The organism is Exiguobacterium sp. BRG2 (assembly GCF_031844245.1).
GTDB lineage: Bacteria > Bacillota > Bacilli > Exiguobacteriales > Exiguobacteriaceae > Exiguobacterium_A.
Genome location: NZ_JAUZUW010000003.1, coordinates 247,918 through 262,310 on the forward strand (window position 1 = coordinate 247,918; position 14,393 = coordinate 262,310).

General features: G+C 45.4%; 13 protein-coding genes. 10 read left to right on the top strand and 3 right to left on the bottom strand.

All coding sequences use genetic code 11. The features are described 5' to 3' along the window. Positions 1-57 precede the first annotated feature (57 nt). The gene (locus tag Q9R23_RS06275) at positions 58-1,842 is read left to right on the top strand and encodes a hypothetical protein (RefSeq protein ID WP_311246618.1); all 1,785 of its coding nucleotides are present in this window, start codon (positions 58-60) and stop codon (positions 1,840-1,842) included. Positions 1,843-1,875: 33 nt separating this feature from the next. On the opposite strand, the gene Q9R23_RS06280 is transcribed toward Q9R23_RS06275, so the two are convergent. The 3 genes from Q9R23_RS06280 to Q9R23_RS06290 are packed head-to-tail and all read right to left on the bottom strand — an operon-like array spanning position 1,876 to position 4,637. After that, the gene (locus Q9R23_RS06280; protein ID WP_311246619.1) at positions 1,876-3,585 is read right to left on the bottom strand and encodes a type II secretion system protein; all 1,710 of its coding nucleotides are present in this window, start codon (positions 3,583-3,585) and stop codon (positions 1,876-1,878) included. 16 nt (positions 3,586-3,601) lie between these two features. After that, on the bottom strand, positions 3,602-4,189 hold the full coding sequence (locus Q9R23_RS06285; RefSeq protein WP_311246620.1) for a PilW family protein: 588 nt from the start codon (positions 4,187-4,189) through the stop codon (positions 3,602-3,604). Next, positions 4,143-4,637: a type IV pilus modification PilV family protein gene (locus tag Q9R23_RS06290; RefSeq protein ID WP_311246621.1), complete on the bottom strand. Its 495-nt coding sequence runs from the start codon at positions 4,635-4,637 to the stop codon at positions 4,143-4,145. Before Q9R23_RS06290 ends, Q9R23_RS06285 begins: the two co-directional genes overlap by 47 nt. A 159-nt stretch (positions 4,638-4,796) precedes the next feature. Between Q9R23_RS06290 and Q9R23_RS06295 the strand changes: the two genes are divergently transcribed. The 9 genes from Q9R23_RS06295 (at position 4,797) to Q9R23_RS06335 (ending at position 14,381) form a co-directional block, all read left to right on the top strand. Next, complete coding sequence (locus Q9R23_RS06295) at positions 4,797-6,155, top strand: VanW family protein (protein WP_311246622.1); 1,359 nt, start codon at positions 4,797-4,799, stop codon at positions 6,153-6,155. A 16-nt stretch (positions 6,156-6,171) separates the two neighbouring features. Then, the gene (locus tag Q9R23_RS06300; protein ID WP_311246623.1) at positions 6,172-6,486 is read left to right on the top strand and encodes a hypothetical protein; all 315 of its coding nucleotides are present in this window, start codon (positions 6,172-6,174) and stop codon (positions 6,484-6,486) included. A gap of 8 nt (positions 6,487-6,494) precedes the next feature. Then, positions 6,495-8,159, top strand: a complete 1,665-nt coding sequence (locus tag Q9R23_RS06305; protein ID WP_311246624.1) for a GspE/PulE family protein — start codon at positions 6,495-6,497, stop codon at positions 8,157-8,159. Then, positions 8,156-9,202 (top strand): type IV pilus twitching motility protein PilT, encoded by a 1,047-nt coding sequence (locus Q9R23_RS06310; RefSeq protein ID WP_311246625.1) that lies wholly within the window; start codon positions 8,156-8,158, stop codon positions 9,200-9,202. Before Q9R23_RS06305 ends, Q9R23_RS06310 begins: the two co-directional genes overlap by 4 nt. A gap of 4 nt (positions 9,203-9,206) precedes the next feature. Further along, positions 9,207-10,424, top strand: a complete 1,218-nt coding sequence (locus Q9R23_RS06315; protein ID WP_311246626.1) for a type II secretion system F family protein — start codon at positions 9,207-9,209, stop codon at positions 10,422-10,424. A gap of 137 nt (positions 10,425-10,561) precedes the next feature. Then, positions 10,562-11,068 carry a type II secretion system protein gene (locus Q9R23_RS06320; RefSeq protein WP_311246627.1) on the top strand — a complete coding sequence of 169 codons (507 nt, stop codon included), beginning with the start codon at positions 10,562-10,564 and terminating at the stop codon, positions 11,066-11,068. Positions 11,069-11,136: 68 nt separating this feature from the next. Continuing rightward, positions 11,137-11,892, top strand: a complete 756-nt coding sequence (locus tag Q9R23_RS06325) for a prepilin peptidase (RefSeq protein ID WP_149427676.1) — start codon at positions 11,137-11,139, stop codon at positions 11,890-11,892. An 18-nt stretch (positions 11,893-11,910) separates the two neighbouring features. After that, positions 11,911-13,650 (top strand): fimbrial assembly protein, encoded by a 1,740-nt coding sequence (locus Q9R23_RS06330; protein WP_311246628.1) that lies wholly within the window; start codon positions 11,911-11,913, stop codon positions 13,648-13,650. Further along, entirely contained in the window at positions 13,647-14,381 is a 735-nt protein-coding gene (locus tag Q9R23_RS06335; protein ID WP_311246629.1) for a YfgM family protein, read from the top strand. The genes Q9R23_RS06330 and Q9R23_RS06335 overlap by 4 nt, the downstream gene beginning before the upstream one ends. Positions 14,382-14,393 lie beyond the last annotated feature (12 nt).

The following is a 14,393-nucleotide window of genomic DNA, read 5'->3' on the forward strand; positions in this document are numbered from 1 at the left end:
GGCGTACAATGAAAGTAATAGTGTCATTATAAAATTCATGTACAAGGAGCGCCCTTGATGAAAACTTATAAACTGCTGGCTTCACTAGTATTCATCGTCTTTCTACTCGGGATTGGTCTTGGTTACACGAGTGCGAAGAATAGTTGTTTTGATAATGGAACACCAATCGCTTCCCGTGATTTAAACGTTCAAAAAGCATTTGTGAAAAACCCAATACCAAACAGCGACGACGATTTAGTTGCCATGGACTATTCGATTGAGTTAAATCGGATTGGTCAAAAATACATCACTGGTAATTGTGGGAACTCGAAGTCTGGGACGTTCGCAATCGGGGAACTCAACTTCGAAGAATTGTTGCCGGATGGATTTACGTTTGAAGGTGTTGTCATGGAAGGTTTAAGCACGAAACTGTTAGCTTCACCTGATTTAAAACAAGATGGTAAGACGGTCTTCTTTGAAAAAATAAACAACACAACAACACAACAAAAAATAATGTTGCATTTTCCACATGTCGTAGAGTTTGAACCGGTCCGTGCCGGAAAAAGTGGAAACGGAGCGATTAAGTCATGGGACCCATTCATTATTCGCTATGATGAGAATGGGAATTCGATTAGTAAGACGGCAGGAAATACACTGACATGGCGTTTCATTTTACGGACAGCACCAAAAGCGGGGACAGTTACGTTTGACGAGACACAAGCTCTGTTTAAATCGACAGCATCTGTAACTCGTTCGACAACGCGACCTAATGGGAATGCATGGGGCTATTGTAAATTTCCTAATCACAAAAAATGTTCATCGGATAGCTCACTAATCGAGTATGAAACACCGTTTGAGACTGCAACACTTCAACTCTACAATCGACCGACATTGACTAATTCTAGATCCGATTTGTATGTCAATGAAACAGCTGCTTATACTTTTAAATGGAGTGAAGCATTTGCCAATACGAAGTCGACTTTTACGACGGATACAAGCTATTTAACGTTTAGTACACCAACTAATACAGCGTCACAAATCGCGACGAACCTTTCTGGTGTTCGACCGAAAGAATCATCTGTGATTAACGTGACGACTGTCTTCTCGGATTTCAAGAAAATCAATGGAACATCGATCTCCTTGAATCATTCTGTACCAATTACTGTGAAGTTGCCGAAAATCGTCTTAGCGGGATCATTTGCGGATGCTTTGAAAAAGGAAATTAGAGTGAATCAACCAGATACTCTTGCATTTCGCCTTGTAACGCAAGAGAATCAATCGTTTACACCGACTAAACCATTTACGTACACGGTAACATCGTCTCTTCCTACGGCTCTCCCGGTCACATCACCGACTGATTTATTGACGGTACCCTTGAATGCGAAAACAAGTGCCAATGAAGTCACGGTGACAATCGGCCTGAAAGATTTTTCGGATAGTACTATCGAGAAAAAATTGAAGATCGTTGAAGATGGATTGACACTGAGCGCAGATGAGTTGAAAGTTCAAGTCGGCTCGAATGCAACACCTTTGTACGGATTCCGTGATCAAGCAGGAAGTGATGCTGTTCCATCATGGTTCTCTGGTTATCGTTTGACGATTGAGTCGGGTGATGCAGATGCGATTGAAATCGTGCCATCAAAGACTGTCAATCGACCGATGATTAAAGGAAAATCACGCGGGAAAGTGTATGTCCGATTGACAGCTCTTGAAACGGTTAAGGTTGATACGGATAATGATTCGAAAACACCTGCAGTGGATCAGTTACAACCAAAACTGGTGAACGGTAGTGAAGTGTCCGCTCGCTTCAAAGTACTCGTTTATGAGGATCCGACACAAATCAACACAAGTGATTTATATTAAAATAAAAAACACACAGCCACAGCTGTGTGTTTTTTATTGGGTATCTTTCCGTTGAGGAGGTTCGACGTACAGATGAATGCGATCGGTCACAGGTAATGAAGAAAGTTGGTTTTTAATGATGTTGGCATCGTAATTCAGTTGAAGACGTGATTGTTGACGATCACCCGAACTACGCATCCGGGAAACGAACTCTGTTAAATCCGTCGGATTGGTCGTTGTCGTAAAGCTACCACGGAATGTGTTGATCGTTAAATTACCTTTCGTAAATAATCCACCGGAAATCGATAAGTTCGATCCAACGGTATAGATTCGATTATTCGTCATCGCATCACTGTATAAAAAGGCTTCGATCTCATTTGTAGCTTGCGAGAATTTATCAAATCGATTAATCAACAACTCGCCTTTACTGAGCAGAACCATCGAGTTGTTTTCAATCGATGAAATGTTCGCGTCGTCAATCGTCGTTTTTCCAAGAACGAAGATCGTCGTATTAAAGGCCACGTTCCCACTTATTTTCAAATCTCCGATGACAATCAAAGGACGAGAAATTTTCAGCGGATTCGATAGCGTACGTACACTCTGAATCGATAGATTACCATTTAGAATAAGTGGACTTTCTGAGAAACCGATATCTTGATCGAGTAAAATTGCTGATAAAGGCGTTGTATAACTAGCGTTGGTGACGAGCAAATTATCGTTTGGATTGTCGATGGTCAGACTCTCGTCAAAGACGGTACTTGTCGCAGTAATCGGAAGAACTTTAATCCCATTCGTTTGTGGCAATGCAGTTCGTAGTTTTTCTACATCGATTTGTTTATCGACTGTAGCGATATTTGATTCCTGAATCGGTAAGTTATGTCGATGTAAATACTCGATAAACGAGTATAGATAGTTGAGTGACGAGAACTCGTACGGTGTTGAGACGACGCGTGTCAATTCAGAAGCATCAAGCCATGAGGAGATGGGTTCCGAAGCGTCTTGCCAAGAAGAGACGGATTCGCTACAGAACTTATTCGCCGTATTACAAATCTCAAACGGTTTTAAAGTAGGGTTTGGCGTTGGCGGACTGACATTGATAACGCCTTCGATGATTGGTTTTGCTGTCCAGTTGCCAGCGATAGATGGCGAATAAGCAGTTCCTTTGTAAGAGAAAAGTGGGATTTGTGATAAGCGAATCGGTTTAGTCGAAAAGACATTTCCTTTGATGCTCGGGGCACCGTTGAGTGTCAGCTGATTTTCCGAGCCGAGTACATGATACAAAAAGCTTGGAAGTGTCGAGAGCGAGACACGTTGCGTATACGTTCGTTTCAGTTCCGGTTGATCTGAAATATGAGAAGAGACGATGGCTGTGATTTCGACGATTTTGACGTTGTCGAGATCTTTTACTGATGCATTTGCTGAAGTCACGAGTTTGTATTCATACGTTCCGATCGACTGTGTCCCTTTTTTTAAGAGACTGTCGTATGTAACAGGTGTTGTCGTGTTCGGTGAATACATCAATTGTTCGAGTTGTTGTTTAAAGTCAGCTGAAACAGGACGTGTCGTCGGAAAGGTATTGTATAGTTTCGCAACCCCTTCGTTTAGTAACGAACGGGCTTCATAAGAGATGGAGACTTCTGTTTTTCGAATTTCTGTTGAACGTTTCGTCTGCAGATTGATACCAATGACGACAAGGGCAAGTGTTGAGACGACTGCTAGTGTAACGAGGACAAAAATCAAAGTATAGCCTTCTTGTTTTTTCATAGTTAATATTTCACCTCTAGAAGCCGATACCACTCTGAAGGGAAAGTAATTTCTCTTCTTGCGTGGATTGAATTTTTAAAGAAATTTCTAATATTCCGTGTTGGTAATAGGTGACACCATTGATTGTCATCGGAGTCGCTTTTTTAATTCGAAACTGAGAAGCGTTATCCGTATTCGATAACAGTAACTCGTCTTCCCAATCAGTCAATGCCAGCGCCCCTTCACCAAACCGAAGAACTTTAATGGGCTTCGGATTCATGATCATGTTCTGATCATTGATTCGAACGAGTAATCCTGAATCGGGATCGACGTTTAACGGAGTTGCATCATAAAGCGATAACGTCTGGCCGTCTTCGCTCAATCGTACGAAATCGTAACCACTCGTTGTAATATCAGATAAGACGGAACTAATCATGATATCCGCCTCCGTTCGAACGTCACTGATGGCATCCGTTTCCTTAAAACTTTTTGCACCAAGTAGAAAAACGGTTAAAACGACCGCACTCAGTATCGATGCAATGACGATACTGACTAAAATCTCAATCAGTGATAATCCTTCATCGTGCCGATAAATCAAACGGAAATTCTTGATTAAGCTGTTCATTACTTAAGACTCCTTTTAAGGAAAATAGAATATCATTCGACTGATCCTTTTTGATCGTTAAGGTAGTATTCAACAAACGAGGATCGTTACTTGTAGTTGAATTAACTTGTAGGTTGATTCGGTATTGTGTTCCGTTGACGACAGGTGCGAATACTTGATTACAGATCGCTACGTTAGTATCAGACGTTGGGCAGATATCAAACGTACTTTTTCCGACTTGAGTCTTTAAGTAATTGAAGGATAAAGGAGATGTTTTGACAAGTGTTTCTCGTTGTAAGTAAGAAGCCGCGTAGGAAGTCAGATTAGCCGCTGTCGTCTCGTCCATACTAGAGTGACTCGAACGTAAAGATTGAGAAAAAATACTGATTAAGGCAATCGACACGATTGATAAGATGACGACGCTGACAAGTACTTCGATTAAAGAAAAACCATTTTCCTTCTGGATCATGAAAAGAACTCCTTTTGAAGAATAGATATAATGCCTCATATTTTTAAAATGCAAAAGAAAACAGTATATGTAAGGAAAAGGCTACGCTTTCACTTATCCATTCATTATAATGGAAATACTAGATACCTGAAATGATTAATTGATACAGAAAGGAAACAGATGATGATCAATTTTAAGCGTTTTGCTGTACATACTCTTTTACTCGTTTTACTCGTCGCCCTCATCTATGTACCTTCGTTTGCCTTGATTTCATTTACGGGCAAAGCGACAGAAACTACGACATTCTCTGAAACGGCACGAATCGGATCTGTACCCGTTAATGGTATGGAACGGAACGAAGCGAAGTCAACTGTTGAAAAAGCAGTGACAGAATGGACGAAGAAGACACCACTGACGACCGGAACCGGGGAAGAAACAACTCCGATTCCAACGAATGTCGTAGCAATTGATGTTGCGGCGGCGGTCAAAAAAGCATCTTTGAAAAAAGGTGGCGATTTGGTCGTTCGAATTGATGAAGTAAATTTAGAGAGTTACTTAGCATCACAACCGATCAGTTACACACCTGAACAAAAGCAAGTATTTGAAAAATGGTTAATCAATACGAGCAAGACATTAACAGAAGGAAACTACGATCCTGCTAAAACAGAATCAGCGGCTGATCCTTCTGAGACGGTCGTCTCAAGTGTCGCCTTTACGACACGGTCTGTTGCAGAAGAACAAATGGTTACTGCAATGGCAAACGTTGAAATTAAAGCAGGACAACTGATGAACGTTAAAACATACGGCATGGACGCTGTCGCTGGATCCTACGTCGGTAGTAAATTGTATGAATTGTTTGCAAAAACACCGTTTGAGATTGTGGAACGGATGCCGCATTCCACGTTACCGGACGGAATCACACTCGGTTATGATGTGCGGATTGATGAAAAAACAGACTTTGCTGTCCGTAATACCCAAGCCATTTCGTATCGTCTGGTCGCAGTTCAAAATGGCAGTGACGTTACGTTGGAACTTAGGGGAACACCATTTAAAGAAACGGTCACTACAGTCTTAGAAGGCGAAAAAACGATTCCATATCGGACAATCACACGTTATTCGGCGACTTTGACAGCCGGATCAACAAGTGACACACAAGCTGGGGAAGATGGGAAATCCATCGAGGTCTATCGCGTTGTAAAATCAGCGAAAGGTGAGAAGAAGCAGCTGTTAGCGCTCGACTTTTACGCAGCGATCCCTGCGATCGTCACGAAAAGTAACCAAGCTGAACCTGTACCGGTAACGCCACCCGTCGATGAAACGACAGACGATAACGGAACGGATACGACAGAGCCAGCGACTGATACACCATCTACAGATACGCCAGCAACTGACACGACAGAACCAGATACGAATGTAGATACACCTGAATCACCATCGACACCGGATATTCCGACATCACCAACATCTCCAAGTAGTGATGAGACAGGTGATCCCGCATCACCGGTCGATGACGAAACGACAGGTGAACCTGTCGGCTAAGAAAGGGGAAACAGCGATGAACTGGACGACGATCGCGATTGAATTAGGAATCATCATCGGACTAGCTACGATTGTATGTGGTTTGATGTTCGCCGTCACGATTCCATATGTGACTTCGATGGCAGCTAAGGCGATTTTATCGATGGCAACGATTGTCATCGTGACCTTGATTTATTTCAGCATTCAGCTTGACTGGATGACGAACCCACTTGTACCGGTCGGAATTTTCATGTTAGGTGTCATCACGGCTGCTGTGACAAGTGTGATTGATGAAAAGAAACAACGACCGAATGTGTTAGAAGCAGAAGAAACATGGCACGCGGAAGGATGACGATTTAAATGGCAATGAAGCGAAAGCGTTTGGGTGAGATGTTGATTGAAGAGAGTGTCGTGACAGAAGCGCAAGTGAATGAGGCGTTGACCATCAAACGATCGACTGAAAAATTGGGAGATGCCCTGTTACGATTAGGTCATTTGACGGAACAACAGCTATTGGAAGCTTTGCACCATCAACTTAATATCCCAATCATTCAGTTGTATAACTACCCGGTAGATGTCGCTGTCACGAAATTGATTTCGAAAGACTTAGCTCAACGCCACAATCTTGTTCCGATTTATCGGGAAGGAAATCGACTATTCATTGCAATGGCTGATCCCTTAGACTTGATTGCCATTGATGATTTACGGATGCAGACTGGTCTTTTGATTGACGTCGGAATTGCCACACGTGAAGAAGTCAGACGAACGATTCTAAAATATTACGATATTGATTCCTCGTTACGGGAATTGCTCGAATCAGACGATGTCATGACGAATGAACAGATTGCCGACGTCGTGAATCGAGAAGAGGCACCTGTCATTCGTCTCGTCAATCAAATTCTTGAAAATGCGATTGCACAACGTGCGTCAGATATTCACATGGATCCGCAAGAATCGTCGATGACGATTCGAATTCGGATCGATGGTGAACTTCGGACGGAAAACAACTATCCAAAACAAGTACAAAACATCTTGACGACACGAATCAAAGTCATGAGTGAACTTGATATTACAGAATCCCGTCTGCCACAAGATGGAAGAATCAAGTACGTCTTCAATGGTTTGCCGTATGACTTCCGGGTTTCAACCTTACCGACCGTTTACGGCGAAAAGGTCGTCATTCGGATTCTCGACAGCTCGAACTCGAATATCTCAATCTCAAAAATCGGTTTTAGTTCGCGTAACGAATCACAATTTCGAGATATGCTGAAGAGACCGAATGGAATCATTTTAATCACCGGTCCGACCGGGTCCGGGAAATCGTCGACGTTGTATGCAGCGTTGAATGAGTTGAATGACGAGTCACGCAATATCATTACCGTCGAAGACCCAGTTGAGTACCAAGTTGACGGCATCAATCAGGTGCAAGTTAATGCAAAAATTGGTCTGACATTCGCGAGCGGTCTCCGCTCCATTTTGCGTCAGGATCCGAACGTCGTCATGGTCGGAGAAATCAGGGATATCGAGACAGCTGAGATTTCAATTCGTGCCTCGCTGACAGGTCACCTTGTCCTTTCGACCTTGCACACGAACTCTGCCGTCAGTTCTATCACTCGGTTGATTGATATGGGTGTCGAACCGTTCCTAGTTGCTGCATCCGTCAGTGGATTGATCGCGCAACGGCTCGTTCGTCGAGTGTGTCGCGATTGTGGAGAAGTACATCCAATTTCGACGCGAGAACAGGAATTATTTGATCAAGAGGAAATTGAGGCGACGATGGTCATGCGGGGACGTGGTTGTCCGTCGTGTAACATGACCGGATACCGTGGACGCGTCGCGATTCAGGAAGTGATCATGATTGATGAAGTTTTACGCCGGATGATCATGAATCAATCGACAGAGGGCGAAATTACCGCGCGTGTCAAATCCCAAGGACAACGCTTCTTGCTTGCAGATGGATTATCAAAAGTTGCTCAAGGTATCACGACGACAGAAGAAATATTACGGACGGTGATTTCTGAATGAACAGTACGATTGAACGTGCCCAAATCGAGGACATACTACGTTCCTCCAAAGAACAAGATGCATCAGATGTCCACATCACGGCGGGATCACCACCCGTTTTTCGAATTAATGGAACGTTAGCACCGTTCGGGACAGAAAAAATGAAACCAGTCATCATTGATGGATTCGTTCGCTCGTTGATCACGGATGAGATGTATCAGCAATTAAAACAAGATCGTGACATTGACTTTTCGTTTGGAGTACCGGGTGTTGCTCGATATCGGGTCAATTGTTTTTATCAACGGGGAGCATTATCGATAGCATTTCGAACAATCCCAACAGAAGTACCAACACTTGAGCAATTAGCATTACCTCCTGTCCTAAAGCGTTTTTTGACGAAACCGCACGGCTTGATTCTTGTGACAGGTCCGACCGGTTCCGGAAAATCGACGACGCTTGCAGCGATGATCAATGAAATCAATCAGACGATGTATAAACGGATCATCACTCTCGAAGATCCGATCGAATACTTACATAGTCATCATAAAAGTCTGATTGATCAGCGGGAGATTGGAATCGATGCGCCACGTTTCGCGACCGGATTACGGTCGGCGCTCCGCCAGGATCCGGATGTCATCTTACTCGGTGAGATGCGGGATCTTGAGACGATCGCAACTGCCGTTACGGCTGCTGAAACCGGTCACCTTGTCTTTGCGACGGTCCATACGTCGACGGCTGCCTCGACGGTCAGTCGGATCATCGATGTCTTTCCGTCAGAGCAACAAGACCAGATTCGAGCTCAGCTAGCGAACGTTCTTGCTGGCGTCATCTCACAACGCTTGATGCCCCGCTCAGACGGAACAGGACGTGTCGCGGCACTCGAGATTATGGTCGATACACCAGCCGTCTCGAACTTGATTCGGACCGGTAAGGAATATCAGATTCAATCTGTCTTACAGACAGGTAAACAATATGGCATGCAGACGATGCAAATGGCGTTGCAGGACCTCGTCAGCCGAGGGTTGATTCCGGCATCTGCTGCAACACCGTACATATCGGGGTGAGAACATGGCAGTATTCACGTATGAAGGTCGCACGATGGCCGGTAAACGAAAGAAGGGCAAAATCACGGCGCTGACGAAACGAGAAGCCGCAGAAAAACTGCGAACGGATCAGATCGCTGTGACATCGCTTGAGAAGCAGGAGTCAAAAGGACTGAACACGGAGATTACGTTTCTTAGTCCAAAACCGAAAATCGAACATCTCGTCATGTATGCGCGTCAGTTTGCGACGCTTGTGCGGTCGGGTGTCTCCATCGTCAAGGCAACAGAGATCCTTCGAAAACAGACGGAATCAAAGCCGCTTGAGCGAGCACTGATTGAAGTCGAGGATGACTTACGCAGTGGAATTCAATTTTCGAAAGCGATCGAGAAACATCCCCGCGTCTTTGATACGTTTTTCGTCAGTATGGCGATGGCAGGGGAAGCGAGCGGTAACTTAGAGGAAGCACTTGAGAATATCGTGACGCAGCTGCAAAAACAGTATGAGATTAAACGAAAGGTCATCTCGGCACTGATTTACCCAGCAGTCGTCTCGCTGGTTGCGGTAGGGGTCGTCGTCTTCCTGATGATGAACGTCGTCCCGACCTTCGCGTCGATTTTTGATCAACTCGGGAGCGAACTGCCGTTGATCACGAAACTCGTCGTCGCAGTATCCGATTTCTTCGTCGCGTACTGGTGGGTCATGTTGTTAATTGCTTTTGGATTGATTGGCTTACTGTACTTTAATTTAAAAAACGAACGCCAACGACTATTTTTCGACCGCTTTTTATTGATTATTCCCGTTTTTGGTCCCCTGATCCAAAAGTCGCAGATCGCCTTGATGACCCGGGGACTGTCGGTCCTGCTTAATGCTTCCGTCCCAATTTTAGCCTCGCTCGACATCACGGAGCGAATCGTCACGAATCGAATTATCCGGAAAGGGATCGCCGAAGCCAACGAAGCGATGGCACGTGGCATTCCGATGCACGAACCGCTTGAGAAAAACAAATATTTTCCACCTCTCGTCACGCAGATGATTGCCATTGGTGAAGAGACAGGACGTCTTGACTCGATGCTGACAGAGGTCGCGAACTTCTATGAGACAGAGGTTGAAACAACGACAGATCGATTGAAATCGATCATTGAGCCGTTGCTGATCGTTGTCTTAGCCGCAATCGTCGGTGTCATCGTCATCGCTGTCGTCGTACCAATGTTTAAAATTTACTCGGATATCCAAGCGAGTTGACAATTGTAAAAACATTTACCTGATGTGAAAAAAAGACATATTCTACAAAAAATATGGTGCTACTATAATAGTATTCATCTGGATAGTATTACCTACTAACCAAAAACAGTGAAAAAGTACTAGGGAGGCATAAAGAAATGGTAGAACGTTTAAAAGAAATCTGGTTAGATGCAAAACAAATGCGCGATGAGCGCGGACTGACATTGATCGAGTTACTCGTCGTTGTTGTTATCTTAGGAATCATTGCAGCAATCGCTGTTGTTGCAATCGGTGGATTGATCGAGAACTCACGTAAGGATGCAGTTGTTTCGGATGCGAAGCAATTGATATCTGCTTCTAAACTCTATACTTCAGCAAATCCAGTTAAATCAGGATCATCGATCAAGCTTGGTGTTTATCGTGAAAGCAACCCATTTGTAGCAGGTAGCAACGAAGCGAAAATGGATGAATACATTGATGATATGAAAGATCCATTTAATGGAGATGCAGCATACAAAGATGCTTACGTCACAGTTACTGCAGCAACAAACGGAAAATATACTTATACAGTTACGCTTAAAGGTGATAAAGACTACTTCACAAACGAAGCTCCTTCTTACTTAAAGCGTGATAATGTCACTAAATCCTCTTCAGCTAGTGAGTAAACTGAACAAAAGATTGTCCCCCTCCTCGGGGGTTTTTTTCTGAACTTTTTTGAAAGGGAGGTCGTGTCATGACGATCGTCTTCACGGTTTATTTTTTCTTGTTAGGCTTACTCATCACGTCGTTTACGAACGTCGTCGGTCTGCGCGTCCCGGTCGGGGAGTCGATCGTTCATCCGCGCTCCCATTGTCCGACGTGTGGACATGTTCTTGGACCGCTCGAACTAACACCGGTACTCGGTTACGCACTGCTCGGCGGGAAATGTCGCTCTTGCGGACAGTCGATCTCAATCAAGTATCCAGCGCTTGAACTACTCGGAGGAATTCTTTACGCCTATGCCTTCTGGCAGTTCGGCTGGTCGATGGAACTCGCGTTGACACTCGTCCTGACGAGCTTGTTGTTCATCCTGACGATGTCCGACTTAGCCTACATGTTGATCCCGAATAAAATTTTGCTCATCTTTTTGCCGATTGCCTTGATTGTGCGCTACCTTTCTCCACTCGAAAACTGGTATAATCCAATTATTGGTGGAATCGTTGGGTTCGTTCTATTATTCGTCATCTTTCTTGCTTCCCGTCGTGGTATGGGAGCAGGGGATGTCAAACTGTTCGGACTGCTCGGAATCTTCCTTGGACCGCTTCACGTCGTCATTGCCTTGTTCGTCTCGGCATTCGTTGGTTCCGTTCTTGGCTTAACATTACTTGGACTCGGACGCGTGAAGCGGAAACAACCCATTCCCTTCGTTCCGTCGATTGCCGTCGGAACATTACTGACATATTATTTTGCGGATGATTGGGTATCGTGGTACCTCGATTTACTGCTTTAAGAAAGGAAGAACGTACATATGGCGCAACGGCGTAAAGGGACTTATATCTACTTTAATTTTACCGATGTCGCAATCTTCGGTGCGGTCGTCAAAAAAGGCGTCATCAAGCGCCGGGCAGTCGTCGCGCTGCCGCCAGGAACACTTCAAGGAGGCTGGTTACAGCCGGAAGCCTCGCTTGATTTCATCTTTGACGGGCTACTGACGAAACTGAAAGTACCGCGTGGTTCGCAAGCGGTGCTTGCGCTCGACGGTTCACTCGTTCTCGCCCGGAAACTTGATATTCCGGAGACGATCGAGACGAATCAAATCCGTGGCTATTTATTTATGGAGATCGGACATAGTATCGTTTTGCCGTTTGAAGAACCATATTTTGATTACACAGTTCTTGAAGAAGACGGCAAGCGGGAAATCATGCTGTATGCCGCCCCAAACGAAGCGCTGAAGCAATACACGCAACTGTTCAAACAAAAGCATTTGCGACTGGTTGCTGCTGAACCTCAACCACTTGCGACCTACTTCGGGACTGAAGCTCATCACCCAGTTGCAACGGAAGCCGATACGTTATTGATTTGGAATGCGAATGCGACGAATCATCAGTTGATCATCATCGAAGATCACGTGCCGCGTCTGATTCGCTCGGTCGACACGTTTGCGGCTGACGCGTGGGATGTTGATGTCATCGATGATCAATTGCATTATCGTTACCGGTCGGATGATCCGACGGTCGAACTCGTCTTAGATGAGATGTTGCTCGAGTTCTCGCGAGTACTCGATTTCTATCGTTTTTCGCTCGCGCGCGAAGGACGAGAGATCACGAATGTCGTCCTTGCCGGGGACTTCCCGTTCCGTGATGAACTGGCAACACGTTTCCGGTCGAACTTTGATTTAAGTCTCGATGAAATTCCAGATATGATGACGATCGACGGACAGTCAATTCCACGAGCGTACTTACCGCTCGCTGGTCTTGCTTCACCGCGAAAAGACCGGATCAACTTATTACCGGAAAACGACGAAGCACCGAAATATCCGCTTGTCGCTTCACTCATTCTGTTGTTGTTCGGCGGACTCGCTGGTGGTTATCTCTACTGGCAAACCGATCAATTCGCGGATCGCGTCGAGTCGACGAACGATCAAATCCAGATCGTCCGTCAGTTGCAGTCGGAATCGGACCAATCGGCAAAGCAGGAAGTCGCGCAACTCAAACAGACGGTCGAAGGACTCGAGACGACGCCGCGCCCTGCCGTACCGACGCTTGAACGGATTACCCGTTATCTCCCGGAACGCGGTTATATTCTTCAATTCGCCTATGGGGCAGATCATGCCGTGACGATGACAACTCAGTTCGAGACGCTCGATGAACTGAACGATTTTTATCGTGAATTGTTGACGGATAAAGTCTTCTCAGGAACGAACCTTGCGAGTGTGACGACTCGGACGATGAATGAAAAGGCAGATGTCGTTACGACGACGACGGTTGATCCGACGACCGGGCAAGAAATTCCGACGACGGAAATCACACCATCGGATGATGCGAAATCTGAAGAACCCCGTTATATCGGACAATTCTCGTTGAACGTCAACCCGACGGAAGTCGTCAAAGGCGAAACGAACGAAGCTGATCCGGCAGTACCAAAAGAAGATCAGCCGTCTGAATCGGAAACGGACAGCTCGACGGAAGCGACTCCTTCAACCGATCCGACGACGGAGACGACTGATCCGAATGTAACGACTGAAATCGAGGAGGTGCCGGACAATTGAAACGTTATAGTAGCTTCATTCTCCTCGGTCTAACGATCTTAATCGTTCTCGGTGCGGTCGGTTACTTCGGTTATACGACCTATACGACACACCAAACGTTGCAAGAAAAAGAAGCGACGCTCAAGCGAGAACAGATGGTGCTCGAGCAAGCGAAAGCGAACGAACAGAAAGTCGACGTCGCTGAGTCGAGCTTCCTGCAACAAAAAGTCCCGGTGACGCCGTCAAATGATGACGTCATCGATGCGATCAACGCGTCAAGTCAGATTGCCGGTGTCAAAGTTCAGTCGATCACGTTTGGTCAGGCGACTACAACGCCAACGTCACAGTCACCGGTGACATCAACGCCTGCCGTTGACGGAGCGATGGCGACGGAGTCTGATCAAGATCAAGCGACAACAGCTGCGGCGACAGGAACGACCACTGCGAATGCGACGCCACTTCCGGCATCATTGACGGTTGAAGCCCCGTCGTATCTTGAATTAATGGCATTCTTAAAACAAATCGAGCGGACGGATCGAATCACGGTCTTACGCCAAATCCAGTTATCGGGACCGGAAGAACCGGGTCCGAGTAGCGGAACGCTTTTGCTTGAGGATGAGATGCTTTCATTCACAGTCGAGATTGAATCGTATTATCGTCCGGACCTGACGAAGTTGACGCCGGATAAGCAAACGCCACTCGAGGAGAAGACGCCGAAGTCGGATCCATTTGTCGATGTGACAGGAAATTAAAAGAAAACAAGC

Bases quoted from the DNA above. Each gene is read 5' to 3' on its own strand.
- Q9R23_RS06275 (WP_311246618.1), top strand. From the start codon at position 58: ATGAAAACTTATAAACTGCTGGCTTCACTAGTATTCATCGTCTTTCTA.
- Q9R23_RS06280 (WP_311246619.1), bottom strand. From the start codon at position 3,585: ATGAAAAAACAAGAAGGCTATACTTTGATTTTTGTCCTCGTTACACTA.
- Q9R23_RS06285 (WP_311246620.1), bottom strand. From the start codon at position 4,189: ATGAACAGCTTAATCAAGAATTTCCGTTTGATTTATCGGCACGATGAA.
- Q9R23_RS06290 (WP_311246621.1), bottom strand. From the start codon at position 4,637: ATGATCCAGAAGGAAAATGGTTTTTCTTTAATCGAAGTACTTGTCAGC.
- Q9R23_RS06295 (WP_311246622.1), top strand. From the start codon at position 4,797: ATGATGATCAATTTTAAGCGTTTTGCTGTACATACTCTTTTACTCGTT.
- Q9R23_RS06300 (WP_311246623.1), top strand. From the start codon at position 6,172: ATGAACTGGACGACGATCGCGATTGAATTAGGAATCATCATCGGACTA.
- Q9R23_RS06305 (WP_311246624.1), top strand. From the start codon at position 6,495: ATGGCAATGAAGCGAAAGCGTTTGGGTGAGATGTTGATTGAAGAGAGT.
- Q9R23_RS06310 (WP_311246625.1), top strand. From the start codon at position 8,156: ATGAACAGTACGATTGAACGTGCCCAAATCGAGGACATACTACGTTCC.
- Q9R23_RS06315 (WP_311246626.1), top strand. From the start codon at position 9,207: ATGGCAGTATTCACGTATGAAGGTCGCACGATGGCCGGTAAACGAAAG.
- Q9R23_RS06320 (WP_311246627.1), top strand. From the start codon at position 10,562: ATGGTAGAACGTTTAAAAGAAATCTGGTTAGATGCAAAACAAATGCGC.
- Q9R23_RS06325 (WP_149427676.1), top strand. From the start codon at position 11,137: ATGACGATCGTCTTCACGGTTTATTTTTTCTTGTTAGGCTTACTCATC.
- Q9R23_RS06330 (WP_311246628.1), top strand. From the start codon at position 11,911: ATGGCGCAACGGCGTAAAGGGACTTATATCTACTTTAATTTTACCGAT.